Raw genomic sequence first — 21,827 nt, 5'->3', positions numbered from 1 at the left:
GCCGAACGTGCAAAATGGTTGCATGCTCGACCCCAAGATCAAGGTGCTGGAGGCGGTCGCACACCACGGCACGGTCACCGCGGCCGCGGCCGCACTGCACTACACCCCCTCGGCGGTGTCCTACCGGCTACGTCAGCTCGCCGCGGAACTCGGCGTCGAACTGCTGGCCCCCTCCGGCCGCGGGGTCCAGCTCACCACCGCGGCACGCACCGTGCTGCGGCACGCCGGGGCACTGCACGCCCAGGTCGAGCGCGCCTACGCCGAACTGGCCGCGGAGACCGGCGAACCCAGCGGCCCGTTCACCCTGTGCGGCTTCTCCACCGCCGCCACCCACCTGCTGCCGACGGCGGCCGCCGCGCTCAGGGACGACTATCCGCAGATCCGGGTCAGGGTGATCGAGGCCGAACCGGCGCGCTGCTTCGACCTGCTGCTGGCCGGGGACGCCGATCTCGCCCTGGTGATCAGCACCGCGGACACCCCGCCAACGGCCGACGAGCGTTTCACCCAGCAACCGCTGCTTGGCGACCCGCTGGACCTTGTGGTGCCGCAGCGGCACCGGCTGACCCGGCGGCGCACCGTCACCCTCGCCGACGCCGCCGACGAGCCATGGATCCTCGGCCGCCCCGGCAGCACCTATCATCACCTGGTGCTGAGCGCCTGCACGGCCGCGGGCTTCACCCCGAACATCGCCCACTACGCCGACGAATGGGACACCGGAACCGCGCTGGTGGCACACGGCTTCGGCATCATCCTGGTACCCCGGCTCGCCCGGCTGCACGACTGGCCGGTCACCCGCATCCCGCTACACGGTGAACCGGCCCCGACCCGCCGCATCCTCGCCGCCACCCGGCGCGGTCGTCAGGGCCATCCCGTGCTCACCACGGCGCTGTCCACAATCACCACTACCGCCACGGCCCTTCTGCCGGGTGCCGCGAGTTGAGGGGAGGGTCGATCTCGGCAAGCCGCCTTCCCCACCGTGTGAATGCGGTCACGAGGTCCACTGCGGACTGAACATGCCGTAACCGGCTGGCCTGGTCGTCGATGTAGTGCCGGTAGAGCGGGAGCAGGCCGGCCGCCAGCCGGGCCTCCGCTTGCGCGGGATCCAGCGGCTCTCCCGCCCGGACCCGCGCCGCCAGACGGACCAGGGACGCGGCGGCGGTGCCGGCACCGCTCGCCAGGTACCAGGCGATGGCCTCGTCATTGGTGGCGGCACGTCCGGTCGTCCTGGTGCTGGAGTAGAGGAAGCGGACCGGGAACAACACGGCCTTGGTGAACCACACCGGATCCGTCAGCAGGCGGTGGGGGTGCTGGAACTCGGCGGTCACCTCATCGGTCGCCAGCACCGTTACGGCGAACCGGGCACTTTCCACCAGCAGCTCCTCGGCGGCCGGGCGGGCGACCTGCCCGGCGACATCGGCGCCGAGCAGGAGCTCACCGTGCTCGGCCAGCTCCAGGCGGTCGAGCGCGGGAAAACGTCCGTCCTCCAGCCCGGTGCGCAGCGCCGGCAGCGAGCCCCAGAAGACGGACAGCTTGCGGTACAAGCCATCCCGCCCGCGCAGGGCTTCGCCGGTTGCCTCGATGACGCCGCGATCATCGTCCCGGGTCTCGGTGAGGACGAGGGCGAGGTCGATATCGCTGACGGCCGGGGCATAGCCGCCGTAGGCGAGGCTGCCCAGCAGGTAGACCGCGGTCAGCCGCGCGGGGAACGCGTCCCGGAAGTCATGGGCGCAGGCGACGGCGACGGCGCGTGCCGCGCTGACCGGGTCGGTCATGGTGCCGCGGTGATGGCGGCCCCGGTGTCCCGCCGGGCACACTCGGCAATGCGATCGGACACCATGGTGATGACCTGCCAGGCCCGGTCCAGCACGGCGATGACCTCGTCCGCGGCCCAGTCGGTGCGTTCCCGCAGCACCCGGTAACCCATCTCGAGATGCTCGGCGTCGGCCTCGTCGTGCAACTCGAAGTAGGGGTCGTCCGGAAAAGCTTGCGTGCCGGCCCTGCTGAACACCAGGCTTCCCGCTTCCAGCGCGAGATGCGCGAGGACGGCACGCTGCACACCTGGCAGGACGGCGAACTGGTCCACGAACCACGAGGAGCCCGCTTCGATCACCGGGTCCCAGACCACCCGATGATCGTCCGCGCGGCTGCGGGCCAGGATGGCGTCGTGCCCGATCTCCTCCTGCTGATGCTCCAGCGCGAGCGCCCGCAGCTGCGGGTCGGTCTCGAAGGTGACCCTGGCACTGATCATCCGCTGGAAGGCGTGCGACCACGGCTGTAGGTAGGTGAGCACGGCCTTTTTCGTTTCCGCCGCGGTGTTCCCGTCCGTCAGCAACCGGACCAGCTCCGACGACTCGTACTCCTGCTGCCGCTGCTCGTTGTAGCGCACGACCCGTTCCACGTCCTGCTGGCTCACGATCTGCTCCTTCCGACGGTGCTACCCGGGATCAACGGGTTCGTTCACGCATTCCGAGGTCGACAGGCGAGGCGGGGCGGGGGACGGAACCGCGGTAAACGGGAGGGCGGAAGTAGGTCGTGACGTCACCCTGCCTGCCCGCGGCGCGGTAGCTGACCAGGACGAGGAGGCCCCGGCTTTCGTGCAGCGGGCCGGGTGCCAGGGTGGTGGCGAGCGCGCGGAACCGGCCAGGGTCCACCCCCTCGCTGCGCAGAAGCGCGGCGGTACGGTCCACAGCCTCCTGGTCGCAAGGAGCCAGGCTGCCCAGCCTGAGGTAGGTCGCACACTCCGCCGCAGTGTCCACACCGGACCGGAATGCCAGACAACTCAGGGCCGCTTCACCGGCATCGGTACGCCCATCGGTCAGCGTCCGGTACGCGGCCCGTGCCCGTTCGGGGTCGTGGTGCCGCGCCACCGAGGCAATGCGGTTCATCTCGCCGATGTCGGTACCGTGATTGCGGTAGTAGACCTTCACCCTGGCATCCGTCTCGTCGGCGAGGTCCACGGCGAAGAACTCGATCTCCCGCAGGCCCGCGGCCTCCTCCACCCGCCTGCGCGCTTCCCGCCATGCGGTTGCCATGCCGAGCCGCCGCATGGCTTCGCCGACCGCGGCATGGCGCTGCGCGTGCGGCCAGTCGTACAAGCCGAAGTAGGTCTTGTGCACCAGTCTCGACGGTGGACGCCAGGCGACCGAATGCCACAGTGGCGCCGGCGGCAGATCCTGCCGTGGGGTGAACATCTGATGAATCCGACCGAGACGGCCGTTGGCCGCCACACCGGACCCGGCGGGATCGGGACCGTCCGGCGAGACCTGGCCGCAGTCGAACAGCAGCCGCAGCTCCGGGTGGGCTCCGGACCAGTTCACCGACATCTCGGCGGGGAAACCGTCATCGGCGACATACGAGGGCTCGGCAGGCACCGTCCCGATGCGCTCACCCGCCCATGCGGGGAGCACGGAACGCAGGACCCGGATGGACTGGGCGGTCTGCTCAGCCGGGATCCTGAGCGCGGTACCCGCCGCGGCCCACAGCCCGCACAGGAAATCTCCGGCCAGCCGACCTTGTGCGGGATAAATCACGGTGCCGAGATCGCGATCAGCGGAACGGTCGTTTTCCCTTACCTGATGGGATAACCCCGGCAAGCCACTGAACACTTGGGGGATGCTAGCAGCCCAGCTGAGCGATCAACTATCTGTTGACACCCGTCCAGCCCAGCGGATTGCGTCATGTGGGTTACCGGGGACGTGCCTCCCATCGGACCCAGCCACCCGGCGTCACCGGAGATCAGACCGGCGCGGGCAACACCGTCATCGCGTGCTTCACCAACCGGATCAACGCGATCTTGCTCGAGTCACGATCCCGCGCGTCGCACATGACGATCGGCACCTGGTCCGGGACGACCAGTGCCTCGCGGATCTCGTTCACCTCGTAGCGCGCCGCGTTGTCGAAGCAGTTCACCGCGACCACGAACGGGATCTGCCTGCGCTCGAAGAAGTCGATCGCGGCGAAGCTGGCCTCCACCCGCCGGGTGTCCACGAGCACGATCGTCCCGATCGCACCGCGCGCCAGGTCGTCCCACATGAACCAGAAGCGCGCCTGCCCTGGGGTGCCGAACAGGTACAGCACATGCCGGGTGGAGATGGTGATCCGGCCGAAGTCGAGCGCGACCGTGGTCGTCTGCTTGCGCTCCACGCCGGAAGTATCGTCCACGCCCGTGCTGGCCTCGGTCATCAGCTCTTCGGTTGTCAGCGGCGGGATCTCGCTGACCGAGCCGACCATGGTGGTCTTCCCGGCGCCGAAACCACCGGCAATAATGATCTTGACCGGGGCGGGGACCATGTCCTTCCCCGCGCCCTCAGTACCTGATGAGTCCATCGAGAACCGCCTGAAGTGTTTCGAGGTCCGGCTCCTGGGCCGGTTGGTGACTTGGGGATCGCGTGATGACGAAGCCGCGTTCGATCAGGTCTCCGCACAGGACCCGGACGACCCCGAGCGGGATCTTCACATAGACCGCGATCTCCGCGATCGACATCGGCTCGTGGCACAGCTGCAGGATCGCCAGGTGTTCCGGGGCCAACCCGACCGTTTCCTGCTCCGCCCGCAGGGTCCGCACCTGGGTGGACAGATCGAGCCGCTCACTCTCGGCAGGGGTCCGGCCCCCGGTGATCGTGTACGGCCGGACCAGCGGGCCGGCGGCCTCGTCATACCAGCCGTCCTCCCCACTCACGTGGCCTCGCCGAGTGCATGCGCGGCTTCCCGCGGAGCGGAGGCGAGATAGTCGCCGACCCGCTTGACCAGACGGTTCATCTCGTAGGCGATCATCTCGACATCCACGTTCTCTTCGGCCAGCACGGCGAGGCAGGCTCCCTGGCCCGCGGCCGAGACGAAGAGGTATCCACGTTCCATCTCGATCATGTTCTGCAGCACCTGGCCGCGGGAGAACTGCTTGCTCACCCCCTTCGCCAGGCTCTGCAGGCTGGACGCGATGGCCGAAAGCTGGTCCGAGTCGTCCTTGCTCATCCCGGCCGACCTGCCGATCAGCAGGCCGTCGGCGGACAGCACGATGGCGTTCTGTGCGCCGACAACGCGGTTGACCACGTCGTCGAGCAGCCAGTTGAGATCGGGTTTGGAGTTCCCGTACTCGTTCATGCGGAGAGACCCCGGCTTCCTGTGCGGAACTTCCTACTATGCCGATAGAACTTGCGGTATGCCTGCGCGGGCTCGAGGACCGTCAGTCCTCGCCCCTGTCGCGTCCCCTGCGAGTGCCCTTGTGGAAGGCCGCGAGCGTGCGCGCCGTGCTCTCCCCTGGCGGCACGTCCTCGTCCCCGCCCTCGTCGGGCTCGTCCCTGAGCTGGGTGACGAGATTCTGCTGCGGCTCGCGCCGGGGCAGCCGTGGCCGGTCGTCGCCCTGTTCAGGGGGCCGCTCGGCCGGGTCCGGCTCATGCCTCTGTTCCGCGACGGCCGGTGGTGGGGCCGGCGCGGAGTCGGGTGTGGTCAGCCCATGCGCCGGGTAAGGGCGCGGCTTGACGTCTCGTTTCGCCGGGATCTGGCCGGCGACCGAGCCGGGGGTTTCCTGGTCCCTTGGCGCGGGCGCCCCTGGCTGCGGGGCGGAGGCACCGACCGGGGCGAGGACCGCGGTGTCCTCGGTCGGCGCGAAGTCGGCGGCGCTCAGCTCGCCCGCCTGGGCTGCCGTGGCCCCCTGCTGCTCGCCTGCCAGGTGCTGGGAGGGGATCAGCACGGTAGCCCGGAGGCCGCCGTACCGGGACGGGTCGAAGGTGACGGTGATCCCGAGCTTCGCGGCCAGCCGCGCCACCACGAACAGGCCGAGGCTGGAGTCGGCCCGCAGGGCCATCGCGTCGAACTCGGGCGCCTTGGCCATCATCTCGTTGGCCCACTGCAGGACGCCGTCCTTCATGCCGAGCCCCTGGTCCGACACGTCGACCACGACCCCGCGGGCGACCATGCGGCTGGTCACCTCGACCGGGGAACCGGGCGGGGAGAACGAGGTCGCGTTGTCGACCAGCTCGGCGATCAGGTGGATCGTGTCGGCCACCGCGGCACCGACGATCGCGACATCGGCGACCTGCTCGACCTGAACCCGCGAGTAGTGCTGGGTTTCCGAGACGGCCGCGCGCAGCACCTCCATCAGGGTGACCGGCTTGCGCCAGCGACGGCCGGGCTGCTTGCCGCCGAGGATGATCAGGTTCTCGGTGGTGCGGCGGGCCCGGGTGGCCAGGTGGTCGAGCTGGAACAACGAGGACAGCTGGGTCGAGTTCTCCTCCCTGCTCTCCATCTCGTCGAGGATCTGCAACTGCTGATGAACCAGCACCTGGTTGCGGTGTGCGATACCGAGGAACACGTTGTGCACACCGCTGCGGGCCTTGGCCTCGCTCGCCGCGGCGTTGACGGCGGTCAGCTGGGCGACGTTGAACGCCTCGGCCACCTGCCCGATCTCGTCCCGGCCGTGGTCGAGCTGCGGAAGTTCCTCCTTCACGTTGACCGGTTCGCCGTTCTTCAGCCGGTTCACGATCTTCGGCAGTCGTTCCCGTGCGAGGTCGAGGGAATCGTTGCGCAGCCGCGCGAGGCGAGTCATCAGCGCGCGGTCGACGAGCGAACGGGATACCCGCACCGCCACGATGATCGCGGCAAGGGATGCCAGCAGCGCGACGATGCTGCCGATGATCGCGTTGCGCAGCTGGGCGTTTCCGGCGTCGATGGCGGCGGCCGAGACCTTGTCGGCCTGGTCGATGGCGATATCGTTGAGCTGCTGGGCGACCTGGTTCGTCGCGCTCTGCCATTCCGCCGGGTTGACCGGCACCTCGCCCTGCCCGCCGGGGGACCACGGGCCGTGCTTGATCAGTGCGTCTTCCGCGCTCGCCAGCCTGCTCCACGCCGCGCTGTCGACGAGCGCCTGGTACTGCTCCCGGACCCCGGGCTCGAGGAAGGGCTCGATCTGGGCCAGCTCCGTGCGGTAGAAGCCGGCCAGCTGGGTGAACCGGACGAAGTCGGCAGGCGCGAACTCCCCGTCCGCGAAGGCCGTCGAGACGATCGAGGTCTCGCGCGACATCATGTCACCGGCGCGGAAGACCGCGGTCGCGGTGATGCCGCCGTGTGCGGCCTCGGCCTCCGGCACGATCCGGGCCTGGGTGTCGAACAGGTTCGACGCGGTGTCCAGCACGCCGTTGTAGTACGAGTTGACCTGGGTACGGTCAATGCTCCGGAAGTTGATCTGCGAGCGCACTACCGGCAGCTGGTCGAACTGGCTTTTCAGCGCGTTGACCTTGGTCGCGATCTGGTCGGGCGCACTGGAGATCGTCGCGTCGAATGCGGTCTGCAGCTCCGCGAGCCGCTCGTCCGTTGCCGCCTGCTGTTCCTGCAGCCCGCCCTGGCCGGTGCCGGGATTGTCCAGGTACCGCAGGGCGATCTGCCGTTCCTTCTGGAACGCGGCCAGCGTGGTGGCCGCGGGGATCGACACCTGGCGCACCGAGTCCGCGACCAGCCGGACGTAGAGCCCGTTGATGAAGAAGTACGAGGACACCGCGGTCCAGAGCACCAGCAGCGTCACGCTGGGAATGAGGACGGTCCTGGTCAGCCTTTTGCGGATCGACTTGTCGTACGGCTTGTCGGACTCGTCCTTGTCGGCTTTGTTCTGCACGGGGGTTCACGAGCTCCTGAGTGACAGTCGACGAAAAGTGGGGCCCCGCCCGAGGGGGCAGGCACGACGAGGGGACACAGCAGCAGCCGGCACCAGTCCTTGCCTCACCCTCCGTGTTGCTACGGAACCGATCGGGAACCGTTTTCTACCACGGAGCACACCGCCACGGTGGCCCCCGTCCGGCAATCGGCGCTCCGGTGATCAGCAAGCCAACCCTGATCACTTTCCGCATTGTGACGATTACCCGGATTTGCGGAGGCTCCGGCGCCGGAGCGGAGCTTTTCCTCCGGCGCCTTGGGCCAAAAGGGTGAAAACGAGATTGCCGCACCCCGGCACGTCCGCCTACCCGCCGAGCGAAGCCGGTCCGCGCACGGCACACCCGGTGCCGAAGGTCCCTCGGTGCGACGACCAAGGACCGGCGCCCTCGGGCACCCGCCGTTCGTAACGTCCATGGCAGACATGACGAGTGGGCAAGGAGTGAGACGCGATGTCCGGTACCTCGCTTGGTGCGGTCGTGGTCGGGGTGGACGGCTCGGACTCCGCGATGCAGGCGGTGCGGTGGGCGGCAGCCGAGGCGGCGCGACGGAACCGCGAGCTGCGGCTGGTGCACGCGCTCGACGATGCGCCCGCGGCCTACTACCTGCCATCGCCGATGCGCGAGGACCTTCGCGCCGACCTGCGTCAGCGGGGCGAGGCGCTGCTGGCCACCGCACATGCGGTTGCGCGGGAGGCGGTACCAGGGCTGTCCCCCCGGGTTGAGCTGCGGGAAGGGCGGGTGGCCGAGGCGCTGCGCGAGGCCACGGAATCGGCCGCCCTGCTGGTCCTCGGCACGGAGGGGCTTCGCCCGCTGGGCCGGATGCTGGTGGGTTCGGCTTCGGTAGCGCTGGCCGCGCATGCGGCGTGCCCGGTGGTCCTGGTTCGCGCGCACGTTGGTGATGAGCAGCCACCCGTCTCCGGTCCGGTCGTGGTCGGGGTGGATGGTTCGCCCGCCGGTGAGCAGGCCATCGCGATCGCGTTCGAGGAGGCGTCCCTGCGGGGCGCGCCGCTGGTGGCGGTGCACGTGTGGGACGAGACGTTCCTGGCCGCGGTGTTCGAGCAGACCCGGTTGCGGATGGACCTGCCCGCAGTCGAGGAACGGGCGTGGGAGCTGCTGGCCGAACGGCTGGCGGGCTGGCAGGAGAAGTACCCCGACGTCACCGTGCACCGGGAACTACGGCGCGGCGCACCCGCCGACGAACTGCTGGCCATGGCCGACCGCGCGCTGCTGCTCGTAGTCGGCAGCAGGGGCCGGGGTGGGCTGGCCGGCCTCTTGCTCGGTTCGACCAGCCAAGCGGTGATGTCCTACGCGCTCTGCCCGGTGATCGTGGCCCGCGGCACGACGGACCAGCACGGACTTCGACAGGAGAGGGAGACGAAGAGATGAGTGACATGGTGACCGGCGGCGAGATCATCGTCGGGGTGGACGGCTCGGAGGCAGCAACGCGCGCCGTGCGCTGGGCCGCGGAGACCGCGGCCGAACGGGGCCTCGGACTGCGGCTGGTGCACGCGCTGCCCTTGTCGGCGGGCTACTACGGGGGCGGCCTCGGAGTGCCGCAAGGGTTCTTCGAGGCGACGGAAAAGGACGGCGAACGGGTTCTCGACGAGGCGATGGAACTGGCGCAGGCGACGGGTCCCGGGGTCGATGTGGACACGATCCTGTCGCGGGAACCGGCGATCCCTGCCCTGCTCGAACTCTCCCACCGGGCGCGAATGCTCGTGCTCGGCGGGTCCGGCAAGGGTGGCTTTCCCGGGATGCCGCTTGGTTCCACGGCCGTCGCCGTAACCAGCCATGCGCACTGTCCGGTGGTCGTCGTGCGCGGCCGGGCAGGCGAGCAGGTGCCTGCGGAGGGACCGGTGGTGGTGGGGGTTGACGGCAGCCCGGTCAGCGAGCGGGCGGTCGCGGTCGCGTTCGAGGAGGCGTCCTGGCGGGGCGCGCCGCTGGTGGCGGTACATGCCTGGCTGGACGGTGACTACGACACCGTGTTCAGCCCGGCCCGCTTCTACTCGACCTGGGAGTCGGTGGACGCGGTGGAGCGCAGGACGCTGGCGGAGCAGCTGGCCGGCTGGCAGGAGAAGTACCCGGAGGTACACGTGGAGCGTGTGGTCGCCAGGGACCGGCCGCGGCACCAGCTGCTGGAGTGGTCCGCCAGGGCCCGGCTGCTCGTGGCCGGCTGCCGGGGCAGGGGCGGATTCCGCGGCCTGCTGCTCGGTTCGACCAGCCAGGCTCTGCTGCACCACGCCGAGTGCCCCGTCATGGTCGTACGACCGGAGCCGGCCGAGTGATCCCGGCTCGGCCGTGCTGGTGCCGGTGGCGCGAGCACGGCACCGACAGCACCGCGGCCGGAGGAAGGCCGGACCCGGGCACTTGGCCCGGGTCCGGCGACCGGCGGACGAGCAGACGGTGACCACAGGAGCCGGAAGACAGCCGAGGAGGCCGGCAGTATGGGAACGGGGAGCGACACAACCAGCTGGCCGACCCGCGTGCTGCGCCGGTACCGCGGCGAGCTGGCCCGGCCGGGAGACCGGGTGCTGGCCGTGCTCGCACTGTGCCTGGCCATAGCCGGAATGCTGGCCATGCCACTGGCCGCCGCACTGGGTTCGGAGATCTACGCCTACCAGGCGCGGACCGCCCGGTACGGAGTAGGAACGCAGGGCACGCCGACCGAGGCGCTCAGTGCGGCCGTCAGCGTCGCGGCGCTGTCCTGGCTGGCCGCGCTAGCCGCCTGCGCGCTGTTGTACGGCGCCGCGCGCTGGTCGGTCCGGCTGTCCCGCTACGCCGCGTGGGAACGCGAATGGGCGGAACTGGACCAGGGCCGGACCAGGACCTGAGGACATCGGACGATGCCCCCTCCGGTTCGTGCGGCGGCCAGCCAGGCTCAGGTCCGGTTGCCCATCGTCCCCGATCCGGCCGCCGGACCCGACCTCGACGGCCTTAGGTCCCCGTGGCCGGGGACCAAATCCCGCAGCGGACGGGCGGCCCGGCTCGTAGCGTTCGTTGGGACAACGTCCTGGCCACCGAGATCCGATGGAGGCACACCATGGACGCTCAGGACATCATGAGCAGGCCGGTGACGAGCATCAGCCCGGACACCTCGATCCAGGACGCGATCGCACTACTGCTCCAACACGGTTTCGCCGCGCTGCCGGTGGCCGACGACGACAAGGTCGTCGGAATCTTCACCGAAGCCGACGCCATCCGCGGTGCCGTCGTCGCCGGGTCACCGCGGGTCGAGCAGGCCGTCTCCACGGTGATGACCACGCCGGTCGAGGTGGTCAGCCCGGACACCGACGTCGAGCGCATCGCGCGGCACATGCTCACCGATCGGCTGCGCTGCCTGCCGGTGGTGTCCGAAGGGACGCTCGTCGGCGTGATCAGCCGCCGGGACCTGCTGCGCCCACTGGTGCGCCAGGACGACGCGATCGCCGCGCAGATACGCGCCCTGCTGACCGACTACTCCGGGCACCGCGACCATTGGACGGCCGGGGTTGCCGGCGGTGTCGCCACGATCCGCGGTTCCTTCACCGACGAGGCGGAGCGCAGAACGCTGGTCGCGCTGGCCAGAACCGTGCCGGGCGTGGTGCGGGTCGAACTCGCCCTCCAGCGCACGGAGGTGTGAGATGCGCGGACCCACGGTCGCCGAGGTGATGACGAGCCCCGCCGTCACGGTCGAGCCGACCACGCCGTTCAAGGAGATCGCGACGATACTGGCGGAGCACCGGATCAGCGCGGTCGCGGTGGTGGACGGTCAACTGCGTCCGGTCGGGGTGGTCTCGGAAGCCGACCTGCTGATCAAGGAGGAGCAGCGCGGCCAGGCCGAGCCGTCGCCGCTCACCCAGTGGCGTCGCCGGCACAGGTGGAACCGGGCCCGCGGCAAAACGGCGGGTGAGATCATGACCCCGCGGGTGGCCACGATCGGCCTTGACGAGCGACTGGGCGCCGCCGCCAGAAGACTCGTGGAACAGAAGCTGCGCAGGCTGTTCGTCGTCGACGATTCCGGCAGGGTGGCCGGCGTGCTCGCGCGGCGGGATGTGCTGAGCGTATTCCGCCGACCCGACGAGGAACTCGGGGAAACCGTCGAGCAGGAGGTCTTCCGCCGGTCGCTGTGGGCGGACCCGGCTACGTTCGCCGTCCGGGTGCGGGACGGGATGGTGCATCTGACCGGGCAGCTGGAACGCCGAAGCGAGGTGGACATGGCCACCAGCCTGACCGCCTCCATACCCGGTGTCGTGGATGTCCGCAACGACCTGCAGTACGACTTCGACGACATCACGGCCCGCCGCTGACCCGCCTGCGCCGCTCCTCAGCCGCGCAGGAGTGCGGTGAGGTCGCTGTGCTGCTCCCGGATCCGGCCGCACACCACATCGCACAACTGGAAGACCGTCTCATCGGCCAGCGAGTAGCGCACGATCGTGCCGTGCTTCTCCCTGGTGAGAATCCCGGCCTGGTACAGCACGCCGAGGTGCTTGGAGACGTTCTGCTGCGAGGTGCCGAGGGCGGCGGTCAGCTCGCCGACACCTGCCGGCCCGCCCCGAAGCCGTTCGAGCAACCTGATGCGCATCGGCTCGCCCAGCACCCGGAACCGGTGGGCGATCAGCTCCACCAGCGGATCCGGCAATGGATCAAGGGCATCAGCCATGAGGCGCATGATACTTAACAACTGAACAGTTGTATACGAGTATTATGGTGACACCAGACCGGACACGCACCCGGGATGACGACCCGGGCAGGAGGGACGAATCATGGACTACGCCCGCACCATCACACTCGACCTGCCGTACGAGGACGCCGTGGGACGGGTCAAGGACGCCTTCGCCGAGCAGGGCTTCGGCACCTTGACCGAGATCGATGTCACGGCAACGCTGCAGAACAAGCTCGGCGAACGGATGGAGCCCTACCTGATCCTCGGTATGTGCAACCCTGGGCTCGCGCACCGGGCACTCGGCGTCGAGCGGGAGATCGGGTTGCTCCTGCCGTGCAACGTGGTGGTCCGCGCCGGGGACGGGCATACGGTGGTGCAGGCACTCGATCCCGGGGTGATGGTCGAGGTGCCCGGCAGGGACGAACTGGCGCCGGTCGCCGACGAGGCGGGCCGGCTGATCCAGGCCGCGCTCGACACGCTGACCACCTCCGCCCCGGCGAAGTAGGCCGTGTTCGAGCAGGAACAGGCTCTCAGAGCAGGCCGCATGCCTGACGGTCCACCTTGCCGTTCGCGTTCAGCGGCAGGGCGTCAAGATGCACGAAGCGCGTCGGGACCATATGTGTCGGCAGGTGGGGGCGCAGCCTGTTCCGGAGTTCGCCGGGCTCGGCCCGGACGCCGCTGTAGACCGCGGTCAGCCGGAGCTCGCCGCCCGGGCCAGGAGCGGCGACGACCACCACCTCGTCGAGGCCGCCCCATTGGCGGACGGCGGATTCCACGTCGCCCAGTTCGAGCCGCCTGCCCATGATCTTGACCTGCTGATCGAGCCTGCCGAGATGCACGAGGGCACCGTCCTCGACCGCCACCCGGTCGCCGGTCCGGTACCAGGCCTGCCTGCTGGGAGCCGGGCCGGAATGCGGTCCCGGTTCGCAGAACCGTCCCTCGTTGTCCGCCGGGTCGAGATAGCCGCCGAACCGCTGTGGCCCGCGCACCTGCAACTCCCCGGTCAGTGGATCGATCCGATGGTCGAGGTGCGGGTAGACGCGGCCGATCGGGACCGTGCCGTTGGAGGTCCGCGGCCACGCGGAATGCTCGGCCGGGAGCCGGTAGGCCGTCACCGTGATGGACAGCTCCGTTGGCCCGTACAGGTTCTCCACCGTGCTGCCCTTCGCCGCGGCCGACCAGGCCTGCGCCTGCTCCAGCGTCAGCTGCTCGCCTGCGAACAGGCTGCAACGCAACGTGGGCAGGCTGCCGGGATCCAGCGAGCCCGCGTTGCGCACCCAGGAGACGATCGAGGGCACGGAGTACCAGTGGGTCAGGAACTGGTCGTTCACGAAGCCGACGGGGTCGAGCAGTTCGCTGCGCGAGGGCACCACGAGCGTCGCCCCGCCACCCCAGGCTACGAACATGTCGAAGACGGAAGGGTCGAACGTCAGGCCGAAGGTCTGGGACATCCTGCTGCCGGGCCCGACCCGGTACCGGGCGAGGTGATGGCGCACGAAGGCGTCCAGGTTCCGGTGCCGGATCGGCACCCCCTTGGGAACGCCGGTGGAGCCCGAGGTGAAGAGAATGTACGCGATCCCGTCCGGGTCGGCGGCGTCCGCGGGCCGGGCGGTGGGAGTCGCCCGCAGGGCCCGCTGCACGTCCTCCTCGCCAACCGTGATCACCGGCGTTCCGGTGCCGTCCGCGAGCGCGGTGTCCCGGCCTTCGTCCGCCAGTACGGCATCCACTCCGGCGAGTTCGAGGATCTGCCGGTTCCGTGCGGCCGGGTAGTCCATGCTCAGCGGCACCACCGTGCCACCGCTGCGCAGCACGCCGAGGTAGCCCGCATAGGCGGCCACGCTGCCCGCGGCGAGCAGGCCGACCCGGCCCGGCCGGGGCCCGATCGCCGCGGTCACGCGGGCGGCCAGCTCAAGGGAGACGGCCTCCAGTTCGGCGTAGCTCAGCCGCCGCCCTGGGACGACCAGGGCGGTGTGGTCCGGGGTTCGGCGGACGCTGTCGGTGAACCAGGAGTGCAGGGTCTTCGCTGGCACGGAATGCACGCTCCCTCTTACCGGACGCGACTTGGTCGTCATCGAGTTTTCTTCATGGCCTCGGCGACGATGGGACCCGTCCGCCGAACCACCGCGGCATCCATGACTTCCTCATGCGTGCAAAGCAGCCGGTGGGTTTCGACTCCGCGGGCCACGAGATCGGCCCAGCCGACCCCGACCTTGTCGCGTTCCGGGCGGGAGTCCTCGGTCTCGAAGCTCACCGCGCTTCCGCCGAACACCCGGGAATGATGGCCCTGCCCGATGCGAAGGCAGTGTTCCGCGATCTCCGACAGTTCACCGAACAACGAATCCGTGAGTTCGTCGGACGCACCACCACCGGATCCACGGATGGACTCCTTGATAGCCTCGATCAGTTCATCGGAAAGGTCCCCGCTGTTCACCGAGGTCTTTCGAACCGCTGGGACGGCGTCCAACAGCACCAGGTTGCGCACATCGCCCCCGGATTTCTCCAACAGCACGGCGATCTCCTGTGCGACAACGCCACCGAAGGACCACCCCAGCAGGGAGCACCGGCCGTCCGGACATACTTCCCTGATCAGTTCGAGATACGTTCCGGCGAGCTCGCCGAACGACTTCGGCCGGTCGGCGTCCCCGGCGAACCTGGTGGCCTGCAGGCCGTACACCGGGTGCCCTTTCGGAATGTATGGAAGGAATCTCGCATAGCACCAGCTCAGCCCACCGATCGGCGGCAGGAAGAAAACCGGGGTGAGATTTCCTTCCGCACGCAACGGTAGTAGGGCGGCAAGTGAATCGGAGGCTCCGTCATCCAGCCTGCCTGCCAGCCCGGCCACGGTCGGCGACTCGAACAACCACTGAATGGCCAGTTCCACGCCCAGCACCGACCGCACCCGCGAAGCCAGGCGTCCCGCCAACAGCGAATGCCCGCCCAGATCAAAGAAGCCGTCGTCGATCCCGACGCCGTTGACCCCCAGCACCTCGGCGAAGAGCCCGCACAGGACCTCCTCCCGAGCATTGCGCGGCGACCGCCCCGAGCCCGGCTGGTGGTCGGCCGTTCCCCGGATTTCGACCTGGTCGCCGGTCCGGCCTGAGCGCCTCGCCAAGCCCGGCGGCAACTCGGCCAGCTCCATATCAGGGTCCGCGACGACCCGGGCCATAATCATCCCGAAGTCCCCGGCGAGCGACTCGATTGTCGAGCGGTCGAACAACGCGGTCCGGAAGGTGATCTCCCCTTCGAAGCCTCGACCCGTCCAGAAGACCGAGAACGTCGCATCGAACTTGGCGGTGTCCACCTCGGTGTCCACCGGCTCGACCTGGAGACCCGGCCACTCATCCCGATCCGGTGAGTCGTACTCGAATGCGAGCACGGTCTCGAACAAGCTCGACCGGCGACCGTGCCGTCCCGACCCCAGCCGCGCCACCAGCTGCGCGAACGGGTAGTCCTGGTTCTCGTACGCATCCAGCGACACACCCCGTACCCGCCGCAACAGGTCCCGGAACGTGCGATCGCCGGTCGAGTCGACCCGCAGCGGCACCATGTTCACGAAGTAGCCGACGGCCTTTCGCAGCATCAGCTCGCGCCGGTTCGCCATCGGACTGCCCACCACGGTGTCCCGTTGCCCGGTCGCGCGCGCCAGCACCAGGTGGTGCACCGCGAGCAGGAACATGAACGGCGTGACCCGCTCATCGGCCAGCAGGTCGTCCAGGCCGGCGATGGCCTCCCCGGTCACGTCGAACCGGACCGTGTCGCCTGCGACCGACGAGACCGCCGAACGCGGCCGGTCGGTCGGCAGGTCCAGCGGTTCGGCTCCCGCCAGGGTGTGGCGCCAGAACTCCAGCTGCTCGCGGGAATCCTCGGTTTCCAACCATTCCCGCTCCGACACCGCGAAGTCCGCATACTGCGCAACCGACGGCTCCACCTCCGGCACGCGGTTGCCGACCGCTGCCGCGTAGAACTCGCGCACCTCACCCATCAGGACATCGAGTGAATGGCCATCGAAGACGGCGTGATGGGCCGCCAGTACCAGCACATGATGACGCTCGGCCAACCGCAGCAGACCTGCCCTGAACAACGGTCCCGCCTCGAGGTCGAAACCGTGCTCCTCCTCGCGGACCAACCGCTGTCGCAGTGCGCTGTCCTCCGCGGGCACATCCTCGACGGCCAGTCGCACGAGCAGTTCATCGGCAATCTTCTGCAGTGGCCTTCCTTCCGACTCCTCGAAGGTCGTGCGCAGCGCTCCGTGCCGGGCAACCACCTGATTCAGCGCATGCTCCAGCGCGGACACAACCAGGTCGCCGCGGAAGCGGAACGCGAACACCATCGAGTACTGCGTCGACTCGCCGTCCAGCCGATCGACGAACCACAGCCCTTCCTGCCCGACCGACGTCGGTGCCAGCCCCCGCGGCGCTCCCCGCACCGCGGAGCGCTGCTTTCCGGCATCGTCAAGGTCAGCACTGGGAGTCATCGCGTTCCCCCGCACCCGCCAGCAGAAACCGGCTGCTCACGATTCAGGCACCGGAACCGTCGGGCCCGCTCCCGCCGACCGGCGACCGGAGGAAGGCAGGGACCGGTAGATCTGGCCCATCCCACCGAGCACGCCGCTCAGCCGGGGCAGCGCAGCGTACTCCGGGTCACGTCGCAGGATCGCGTCGACCTGACGCAGTCGCCACATCGGGGTTCGCGGGAACAGGTGGTGTACCAGATGGAAGCCCTCGCCGTCCTTCTCTCCGAGCAGGAAGCGGGCCGCAAGGCCGTACACCCTGTTCCAGGACATGTATATGTCGACGCGCGGCGCGTTCTCGATCAGCGGAAAGTGTTCCATGAGCTCGGCCACGGCGCCGATCCATACCTGCGTGGTCACCAGGGGTACGAACCAGAGCAGCAGCAGCCACATCCACCAGCCGCCGAGCACCGCCCAACCCAGCACCACGGCGAGCAAGGCGACCCGCAGCCATCGCTCCGAGGTTCGCTCCCCCTCGGCCACGATCCGGTGCCGCAGCAGGTAAAGGATGTAGGAGGCAGTGGCGCGTGGGCTCACTACCTTCCACAGGTACCGGCGCAACGCGGCCCGGCTGAGGTTGTCGCCGCACAGCCCATTGTCCTTGTACTGCCGGTAATCGGGATCGCGCTCCGGATCACCCAGCCGACCATGATGCTCACCGAGGTGCGACGCCCGGTAGCCGGTGTAGCTCTGGAGTACCGGGTATCCGCCGAACAGCGCGCCGATTACACTGCCGGCGCGGTGGTGTGCCATGAAAGCGCGGTGGGTGGCCATATGCAACACCCCGGCGAGGGCCCGCTGGCGCCCGCCGATAAAGAAGACCGCGACAACGTATACCGGGATCGCCGCCCACAGCGAGAAATACTCGAAGGCCAGCAGCGACGCCGCGCACCATGCCGCGATCCAGAACCAGTGTTCAATCACTTCAAGCGGTCCGTGCCAGTTGTCAAGACGAGACACAGCGCGGACCGCCGCGAGGATGTCCGGTGAGAACCGATGCCGATCGGCACGATCAGTTGTAGACACAGTCTCATCCCTCCCAGTACCTACAAACGATCCTCCACGACCACGGCCTGGTCAAGGAGGGCTATTCAGAAGTCCTGACCCGGACGGAAGGTGCGCGGGGAACGCGCCGGGCCGGAGGCCTCGGTAGAAGTCCCACGGTGACAACCTCTCCCCCACGCCAAGGCAACCAGCCCCGCCTCGGGTGAACCGCTCCAGAAGATGCCGGCGAGCAGCCAAATGTCTGAATGGAGCAGCGTGCAACGAACGATCCCCGTGGCCGCCACGCGACATCGCCTATACGAGTGGGTCTTGTGTTGCGCGGCACACCTGCGTACGTTACTGTAAGCCCAGGGACTCCTGAGATACACGTGGGGGTTGGCAACTATGCCACTGCAAGAGCTGGAGGTTTCCCAAATCTGGGCGGACGTGATCGGTATCCGTGAAGCAGACGTCGACACCAACTTTTTCGATCTCGGCGGAAATTCGATGCTGCTACTGGAACTTGTCAGTCTGCTCAACCAGAAACTGGGAATCGAAACGGACGTCCTCACGCTGTTGGAGTATCCGACGGTAGCGAAATTCACTTCTCATTGGAATGCTTCGGAAGCGCTCGTCGAAGGTAACCACTGACGATCCGATATTTCGGATCGGCGGGTGGAACCTTCGGCGATCGGTTCATGTGATCGCGAAATGACGCGGCCGGAGAGAGCTGATCCGATCACAGGAGGGTTGTTCGGGCCGCGACCTCGCCGACAGGACGTGGCCCGACATGGGGGAGGGATCGGTACTCATGGGCACGATGTTCGTACTCGACCGGATCCGCGATATCGCCACGCACGAGCCGGGCCGCCCCGCGCTGCGCGCCGACGGCCGGTCGATCGACTACGGCGAACTGGTCACGACCGCGACGAAACTCGGCGACCTCCTGCGCGACCACGGGGCCGGTCCCGAAGACGTGGTGGCCACCGTCCTGCCACGTGGCAGCAACTCGATCATCGCCATCCTCGGAATCTGGATGGCCGGCGCGGCCTATCTCCCCACCGATGCGAAGTGGCCGGGACGCAGGCTCGACCTGGCGCTTGCCGAGTCGGCCACCCACGTGCTGGAGGAGGCGGCCGATGGCGAAGCGGAAGCCCGCATGCCGGACGGGAAAGGGCTTCGGGTCAGGCGGCTGCGCGGCAACCGGGGTAGCTCACCGAATCCTGGCTGGGACGCGCGGAACCTCGCTTACGTCCTCCATACCTCCGGATCGACGGGCACACCCAACGCGGTCGGCGTCGAGTTCGGTGCGCTGGACAACTACGGAAGGTACCTGCACGATCTGGCGCGGCGGCCTGCCGTGCACCCCGACGGCGAGATGCGGGTGCTGCTTTCCGCGAACCTCTGCTTCGATGCCTCGCTCCGGCCGGTCCTGCTGCTCACCGCGGGCGCCACGCTCGTCGTCGCACCCGACCTGACGGACGGTTCGTGGCAGGATCACATCGACTGCATCCGGGACAACGGAATCACGGTCATCAGCGGCGTACCTTCCTGGTACTCCGGTCTGCTCGGCGCAGGATACCGCCCACGCGAATCCGGCGTGCGGCTTGCCTTCATCGGCGGCGAGGCGGTACCGGGCGGGGTGGTACGTGAGCTGACCGCGGACGGCTGCACCGTCGTGGTGCAGTACGGCCCCACGGAGACCACGATCGCGGCGACCGGAAGGATCCTGGCCGGCGCCGACTTCACCGAGCCGCCGATCGGTGACCCGATCCCCGGAGCCCGGATTCACCTGTACCGCAACGACAGTCTGGTACCGGCGGCCGAGGGCGAGGCGGGGCAGCTGTACGTGGGCGGCGCGGGCGTTGCCCGCGGGTACCTGCGAAATCCCCGGCTGACCGCCGAGCGGTTCGTGCCGGATCCGTCCGGCCCGCCCGGATCGCGGATGTTCCGAAGCGGTGACCTGGCCAGAATGCTGCCCCGGGAGGGATACGGCTTCCTCGGACGGCAGGATGACCAGGTCAAGATCGGCGGGTACCGGATCGAGCTCGGCGAGGTCTCATCGGTCGCCAACCGGCACCCCGCCGTTGCCCAGTCGGTTGCCTTCGTGCACCGCGAAGGAGCGCATCCGCGCCTGGTCGCCTGCTATGTGGGCAGTAGCGGGGCGAGCGAACCGGGTACCGAGGAAAGCGTCCGGGACTACCTGGCGAGCGAGCTGCCCGAATACCTGGTCCCGGCCGTGGTCCGGCGGCTGGAGCGCCTGCCGGTGACGGATCACGGCAAGGTGGACGTCGCGGCGCTCGGGGAGTTCGTGCGCCACGGGCACGCCGAGGAACAGGCGCGGCCGCCCGGGGCGCACCCCGATCCCGCCGCGATCGAGGCCGCGCTCACCAGGCATCCGGCCGTGGCGGAAGCGGTCACGGTGGTCCGGGCCGAAGCCGGCGATCGCCGGCTGGTGGCCTATGTCGTACCGGGGGACGGGCCGGGGAGTTGCGTGCCGTGGCCGGTGCCGCACAGGTCGGCGAGTGGCGGGACAGCTACGACACCAATCACAAGGTGACGGGTACGGCCCTGTTCACCGAGGACTTCAGCGGCTGGACGAGCAGCTACACGGGTGAGGCCATCCCGGCGGAGGAAATGCAGGAGTGGCGGGCCGCGACCCTGGACCGGATTCGTGAGCTGCGGCCACGGCGGGTGCTGGAGATCGGCGTCGGCACCGGCCTGCTGCTCGGCCCCCTTGCCCCGGAGTGCGAGTCCTACTGGGGCACCGACTTCTCCGCCCCGATCATCGACCAGCTCGGCGCGGAAGTGGCCCGGGTTCCCGAACTGCGCGACCGGGTCGTACTGCGCTGTCAGCAGGCCGAGGTCGGCGAAGGGTTGCCGCAGGGGTACTTCGACACGGTCGTCATCAACTCGGTCGTCCAGTACTTTCCCGATGCCGGCTACCTGACCGACGTGCTGCGCGGCGCGCTGGGGCTGCTGGCCCCCGGCGGCAGGCTGTTCGTCGGCGACGTCCGCAACAAGCGCCTGCTGCGTCATTTCCACGAGGGCGCCCAGCCGTCCCGTCATCAGGCGGAAACCGGCGACGCCGAGCGCGAGCAGCGGGAGGCCGTCGACCGCGCGGTCCGGCTGGAGAAGGAACTGGTGCTCGACCCCGGGTACTGGACGGCGCTGGCGCAGTGGCTCCCGGACGTCGCCGGGGTGCAGGTGGCGCTCAAGCGAGGCCGCGCACACAACGAGCTGACCCGTTACCGCTACGACGTCGTCGTGCACAAGGCACCGGCCGCGATCACCGCCATCGAGGAATCCACCACGCTGGTGTGGGGTCGCGACCTCAGCGACCTTGCCGGTCTGGCGGAGGTGGCGCGGGAAGGCGCGCTTCGGATCACCGGGATTCCCAACGCCCGCCTCACCGCGGGGGTGGATCCCGAGGACGTCGAGGAGACCGGCAAGGGCCTCGGCTACCGGGTGCGGTGCACCTGGGGCGAGGACGAGACGAGCTACGACGCCCTGCTCGTTCCCGGCGAGGTGGCGCAGCCGCAGGGCGACGCTCTGGACTCCGATCCAACGGAACGGCCAGCGACCTTCGCGAACGACCCCGCGCGCCACCAGCTCACCGGAGTACTCGAACAGCGGCTGCGCCGGCACTTGGGCGAGCTGTTGCCCGGGCACCCGGTCCCCTCGGTTTTCGTACTGCTCGACGAGTTGCCGCGCACGCCAGGCGGCGAGGTGGATCACGCCGCCCTGCCCGTGCCCGACGCGGTGCCGACATCGCCGCGGGCCGAAGCGCAGCGGGACGAAAGCACCCCTGAGGTTGCCCATGACGAGGTCGAGCGGCGGCTCCTCGCGATCGTGCACAAGACGCTGGGTACTCCCTGCGCACTCGACGACGACTTCTTCGGGCTCGGCGGCGGCTCTCTCGACGCGCTCGACGTCCTCGCCCGGATTCGGGAGGAGTTCGGGGTCCGGGTACGGCTCCGTGACTTCTTCCAGGCTCGCACCACACGCGCCCTGCGCGACCTGATCGGAGACGTGGGTTGAGGACCAA

Annotated in this window: 21 protein-coding genes; 10 read left to right on the top strand and 11 right to left on the bottom strand. The window is 69.0% G+C overall.

Annotated features, from left to right (window positions below; all coding sequences use genetic code 11):
- The first annotated feature begins 22 nt into the window (after window positions 1–22).
- Window positions 23–940: a LysR family transcriptional regulator gene (locus KOI47_RS06495; RefSeq protein ID WP_216214850.1), complete on the top strand. Its 918-nt coding sequence runs from the start codon at window positions 23–25 to the stop codon at window positions 938–940.
- Here the strand turns inward: KOI47_RS06495 and KOI47_RS06490 are convergent.
- The 7 genes from KOI47_RS06490 to KOI47_RS06460 form a co-directional block, all read right to left on the bottom strand.
- A complete protein-coding gene (locus KOI47_RS06490) occupies window positions 903–1,772 on the bottom strand; it encodes a hypothetical protein (RefSeq protein WP_216214848.1) in 870 nt (289 codons plus the stop codon). The genes KOI47_RS06495 and KOI47_RS06490 overlap by 38 nt on opposite strands.
- Window positions 1,769–2,413 carry a hypothetical protein gene (locus KOI47_RS06485; protein WP_216214846.1) on the bottom strand — a complete coding sequence of 215 codons (645 nt, stop codon included), beginning with the start codon at window positions 2,411–2,413 and terminating at the stop codon, window positions 1,769–1,771. The genes KOI47_RS06490 and KOI47_RS06485 overlap by 4 nt, the downstream gene beginning before the upstream one ends.
- Window positions 2,414–2,444: 31 nt before the next feature.
- Window positions 2,445–3,530 carry a hypothetical protein gene (locus KOI47_RS06480; protein ID WP_232376573.1) on the bottom strand — a complete coding sequence of 362 codons (1,086 nt, stop codon included), beginning with the start codon at window positions 3,528–3,530 and terminating at the stop codon, window positions 2,445–2,447.
- 205 nt (window positions 3,531–3,735) lie between these two features.
- A complete protein-coding gene (locus KOI47_RS06475) occupies window positions 3,736–4,290 on the bottom strand; it encodes a GTP-binding protein (protein WP_216214844.1) in 555 nt (184 codons plus the stop codon).
- A 16-nt stretch (window positions 4,291–4,306) separates the two neighbouring features.
- Window positions 4,307–4,678: a DUF742 domain-containing protein gene (locus KOI47_RS06470; RefSeq protein ID WP_216214842.1), complete on the bottom strand. Its 372-nt coding sequence runs from the start codon at window positions 4,676–4,678 to the stop codon at window positions 4,307–4,309.
- Entirely contained in the window at window positions 4,675–5,100 is a 426-nt protein-coding gene (locus KOI47_RS06465) for a roadblock/LC7 domain-containing protein (protein ID WP_216214840.1), read from the bottom strand. Before KOI47_RS06465 ends, KOI47_RS06470 begins: the two co-directional genes overlap by 4 nt.
- An 82-nt stretch (window positions 5,101–5,182) precedes the next feature.
- Window positions 5,183–7,606 (bottom strand): sensor histidine kinase, encoded by a 2,424-nt coding sequence (locus KOI47_RS06460; protein ID WP_216214839.1) that lies wholly within the window; start codon window positions 7,604–7,606, stop codon window positions 5,183–5,185.
- Between the two features lie 487 nt (window positions 7,607–8,093).
- Here KOI47_RS06460 and KOI47_RS06455 point away from each other — a divergent pair, with 487 nt between their 5' ends.
- From KOI47_RS06455 to KOI47_RS06435, 5 genes are all read left to right on the top strand, one after another.
- Window positions 8,094–9,029 carry a universal stress protein gene (locus tag KOI47_RS06455; RefSeq protein WP_216214837.1) on the top strand — a complete coding sequence of 312 codons (936 nt, stop codon included), beginning with the start codon at window positions 8,094–8,096 and terminating at the stop codon, window positions 9,027–9,029.
- Complete coding sequence (locus KOI47_RS06450) at window positions 9,026–9,928, top strand: universal stress protein (RefSeq protein ID WP_216214835.1); 903 nt, start codon at window positions 9,026–9,028, stop codon at window positions 9,926–9,928. Before KOI47_RS06455 ends, KOI47_RS06450 begins: the two co-directional genes overlap by 4 nt.
- A 159-nt stretch (window positions 9,929–10,087) precedes the next feature.
- Window positions 10,088–10,474, top strand: coding sequence for a hypothetical protein (locus KOI47_RS06445; RefSeq protein ID WP_216214834.1), 387 nt, complete (start codon window positions 10,088–10,090; stop codon window positions 10,472–10,474).
- Window positions 10,475–10,683: 209 nt separating this feature from the next.
- Complete coding sequence (locus KOI47_RS06440) at window positions 10,684–11,262, top strand: CBS domain-containing protein (RefSeq protein WP_216214831.1); 579 nt, start codon at window positions 10,684–10,686, stop codon at window positions 11,260–11,262.
- A gap of 1 nt (window position 11,263) precedes the next feature.
- Entirely contained in the window at window positions 11,264–11,929 is a 666-nt protein-coding gene (locus KOI47_RS06435) for a CBS domain-containing protein (protein WP_216214829.1), read from the top strand.
- A gap of 17 nt (window positions 11,930–11,946) precedes the next feature.
- On the opposite strand, the gene KOI47_RS06430 is transcribed toward KOI47_RS06435, so the two are convergent.
- Window positions 11,947–12,282, bottom strand: a complete 336-nt coding sequence (locus tag KOI47_RS06430; protein WP_216214827.1) for an ArsR/SmtB family transcription factor — start codon at window positions 12,280–12,282, stop codon at window positions 11,947–11,949.
- A 103-nt stretch (window positions 12,283–12,385) separates the two neighbouring features.
- Between KOI47_RS06430 and KOI47_RS06425 the strand changes: the two genes are divergently transcribed.
- Complete coding sequence (locus KOI47_RS06425; protein WP_216214825.1) at window positions 12,386–12,790, top strand: DUF302 domain-containing protein; 405 nt, start codon at window positions 12,386–12,388, stop codon at window positions 12,788–12,790.
- A 25-nt stretch (window positions 12,791–12,815) separates the two neighbouring features.
- Here KOI47_RS06425 and KOI47_RS06420 read toward each other — a convergent pair whose 3' ends face one another.
- Genes KOI47_RS06420 through KOI47_RS06410 form a run of 3 tightly spaced genes read right to left on the bottom strand, consistent with a single transcriptional unit; the run spans window position 12,816 to window position 17,719 of the window.
- Window positions 12,816–14,315 carry an AMP-binding protein gene (locus KOI47_RS06420; protein WP_232376572.1) on the bottom strand — a complete coding sequence of 500 codons (1,500 nt, stop codon included), beginning with the start codon at window positions 14,313–14,315 and terminating at the stop codon, window positions 12,816–12,818.
- A gap of 38 nt (window positions 14,316–14,353) precedes the next feature.
- Window positions 14,354–16,759, bottom strand: a complete 2,406-nt coding sequence (locus tag KOI47_RS06415; RefSeq protein WP_216214823.1) for a condensation domain-containing protein — start codon at window positions 16,757–16,759, stop codon at window positions 14,354–14,356.
- A 36-nt stretch (window positions 16,760–16,795) separates the two neighbouring features.
- Window positions 16,796–17,719 (bottom strand): fatty acid desaturase, encoded by a 924-nt coding sequence (locus KOI47_RS06410; RefSeq protein WP_216214822.1) that lies wholly within the window; start codon window positions 17,717–17,719, stop codon window positions 16,796–16,798.
- A gap of 465 nt (window positions 17,720–18,184) precedes the next feature.
- Here KOI47_RS06410 and KOI47_RS06405 point away from each other — a divergent pair, with 465 nt between their 5' ends.
- The 3 genes from KOI47_RS06405 to KOI47_RS06395 all read left to right on the top strand — a co-directional run bounded on the left by KOI47_RS06405 (window position 18,185) and on the right by KOI47_RS06395 (window position 21,820).
- Window positions 18,185–18,430: an acyl carrier protein gene (locus KOI47_RS06405; protein WP_216214821.1), complete on the top strand. Its 246-nt coding sequence runs from the start codon at window positions 18,185–18,187 to the stop codon at window positions 18,428–18,430.
- A 160-nt stretch (window positions 18,431–18,590) separates the two neighbouring features.
- Entirely contained in the window at window positions 18,591–20,339 is a 1,749-nt protein-coding gene (locus KOI47_RS06400; protein ID WP_216214820.1) for an AMP-binding protein, read from the top strand.
- Entirely contained in the window at window positions 20,279–21,820 is a 1,542-nt protein-coding gene (locus KOI47_RS06395; protein ID WP_216214819.1) for a phosphopantetheine-binding protein, read from the top strand. Before KOI47_RS06400 ends, KOI47_RS06395 begins: the two co-directional genes overlap by 61 nt.
- The last annotated feature ends 7 nt before the right edge of the window (window positions 21,821–21,827 follow it).

The organism is Amycolatopsis aidingensis, from assembly GCF_018885265.1.
Classification (GTDB): domain Bacteria; phylum Actinomycetota; class Actinomycetes; order Mycobacteriales; family Pseudonocardiaceae; genus Amycolatopsis; species Amycolatopsis aidingensis.
This window is presented reverse-complemented; position numbering and strand designations above follow the sequence as displayed.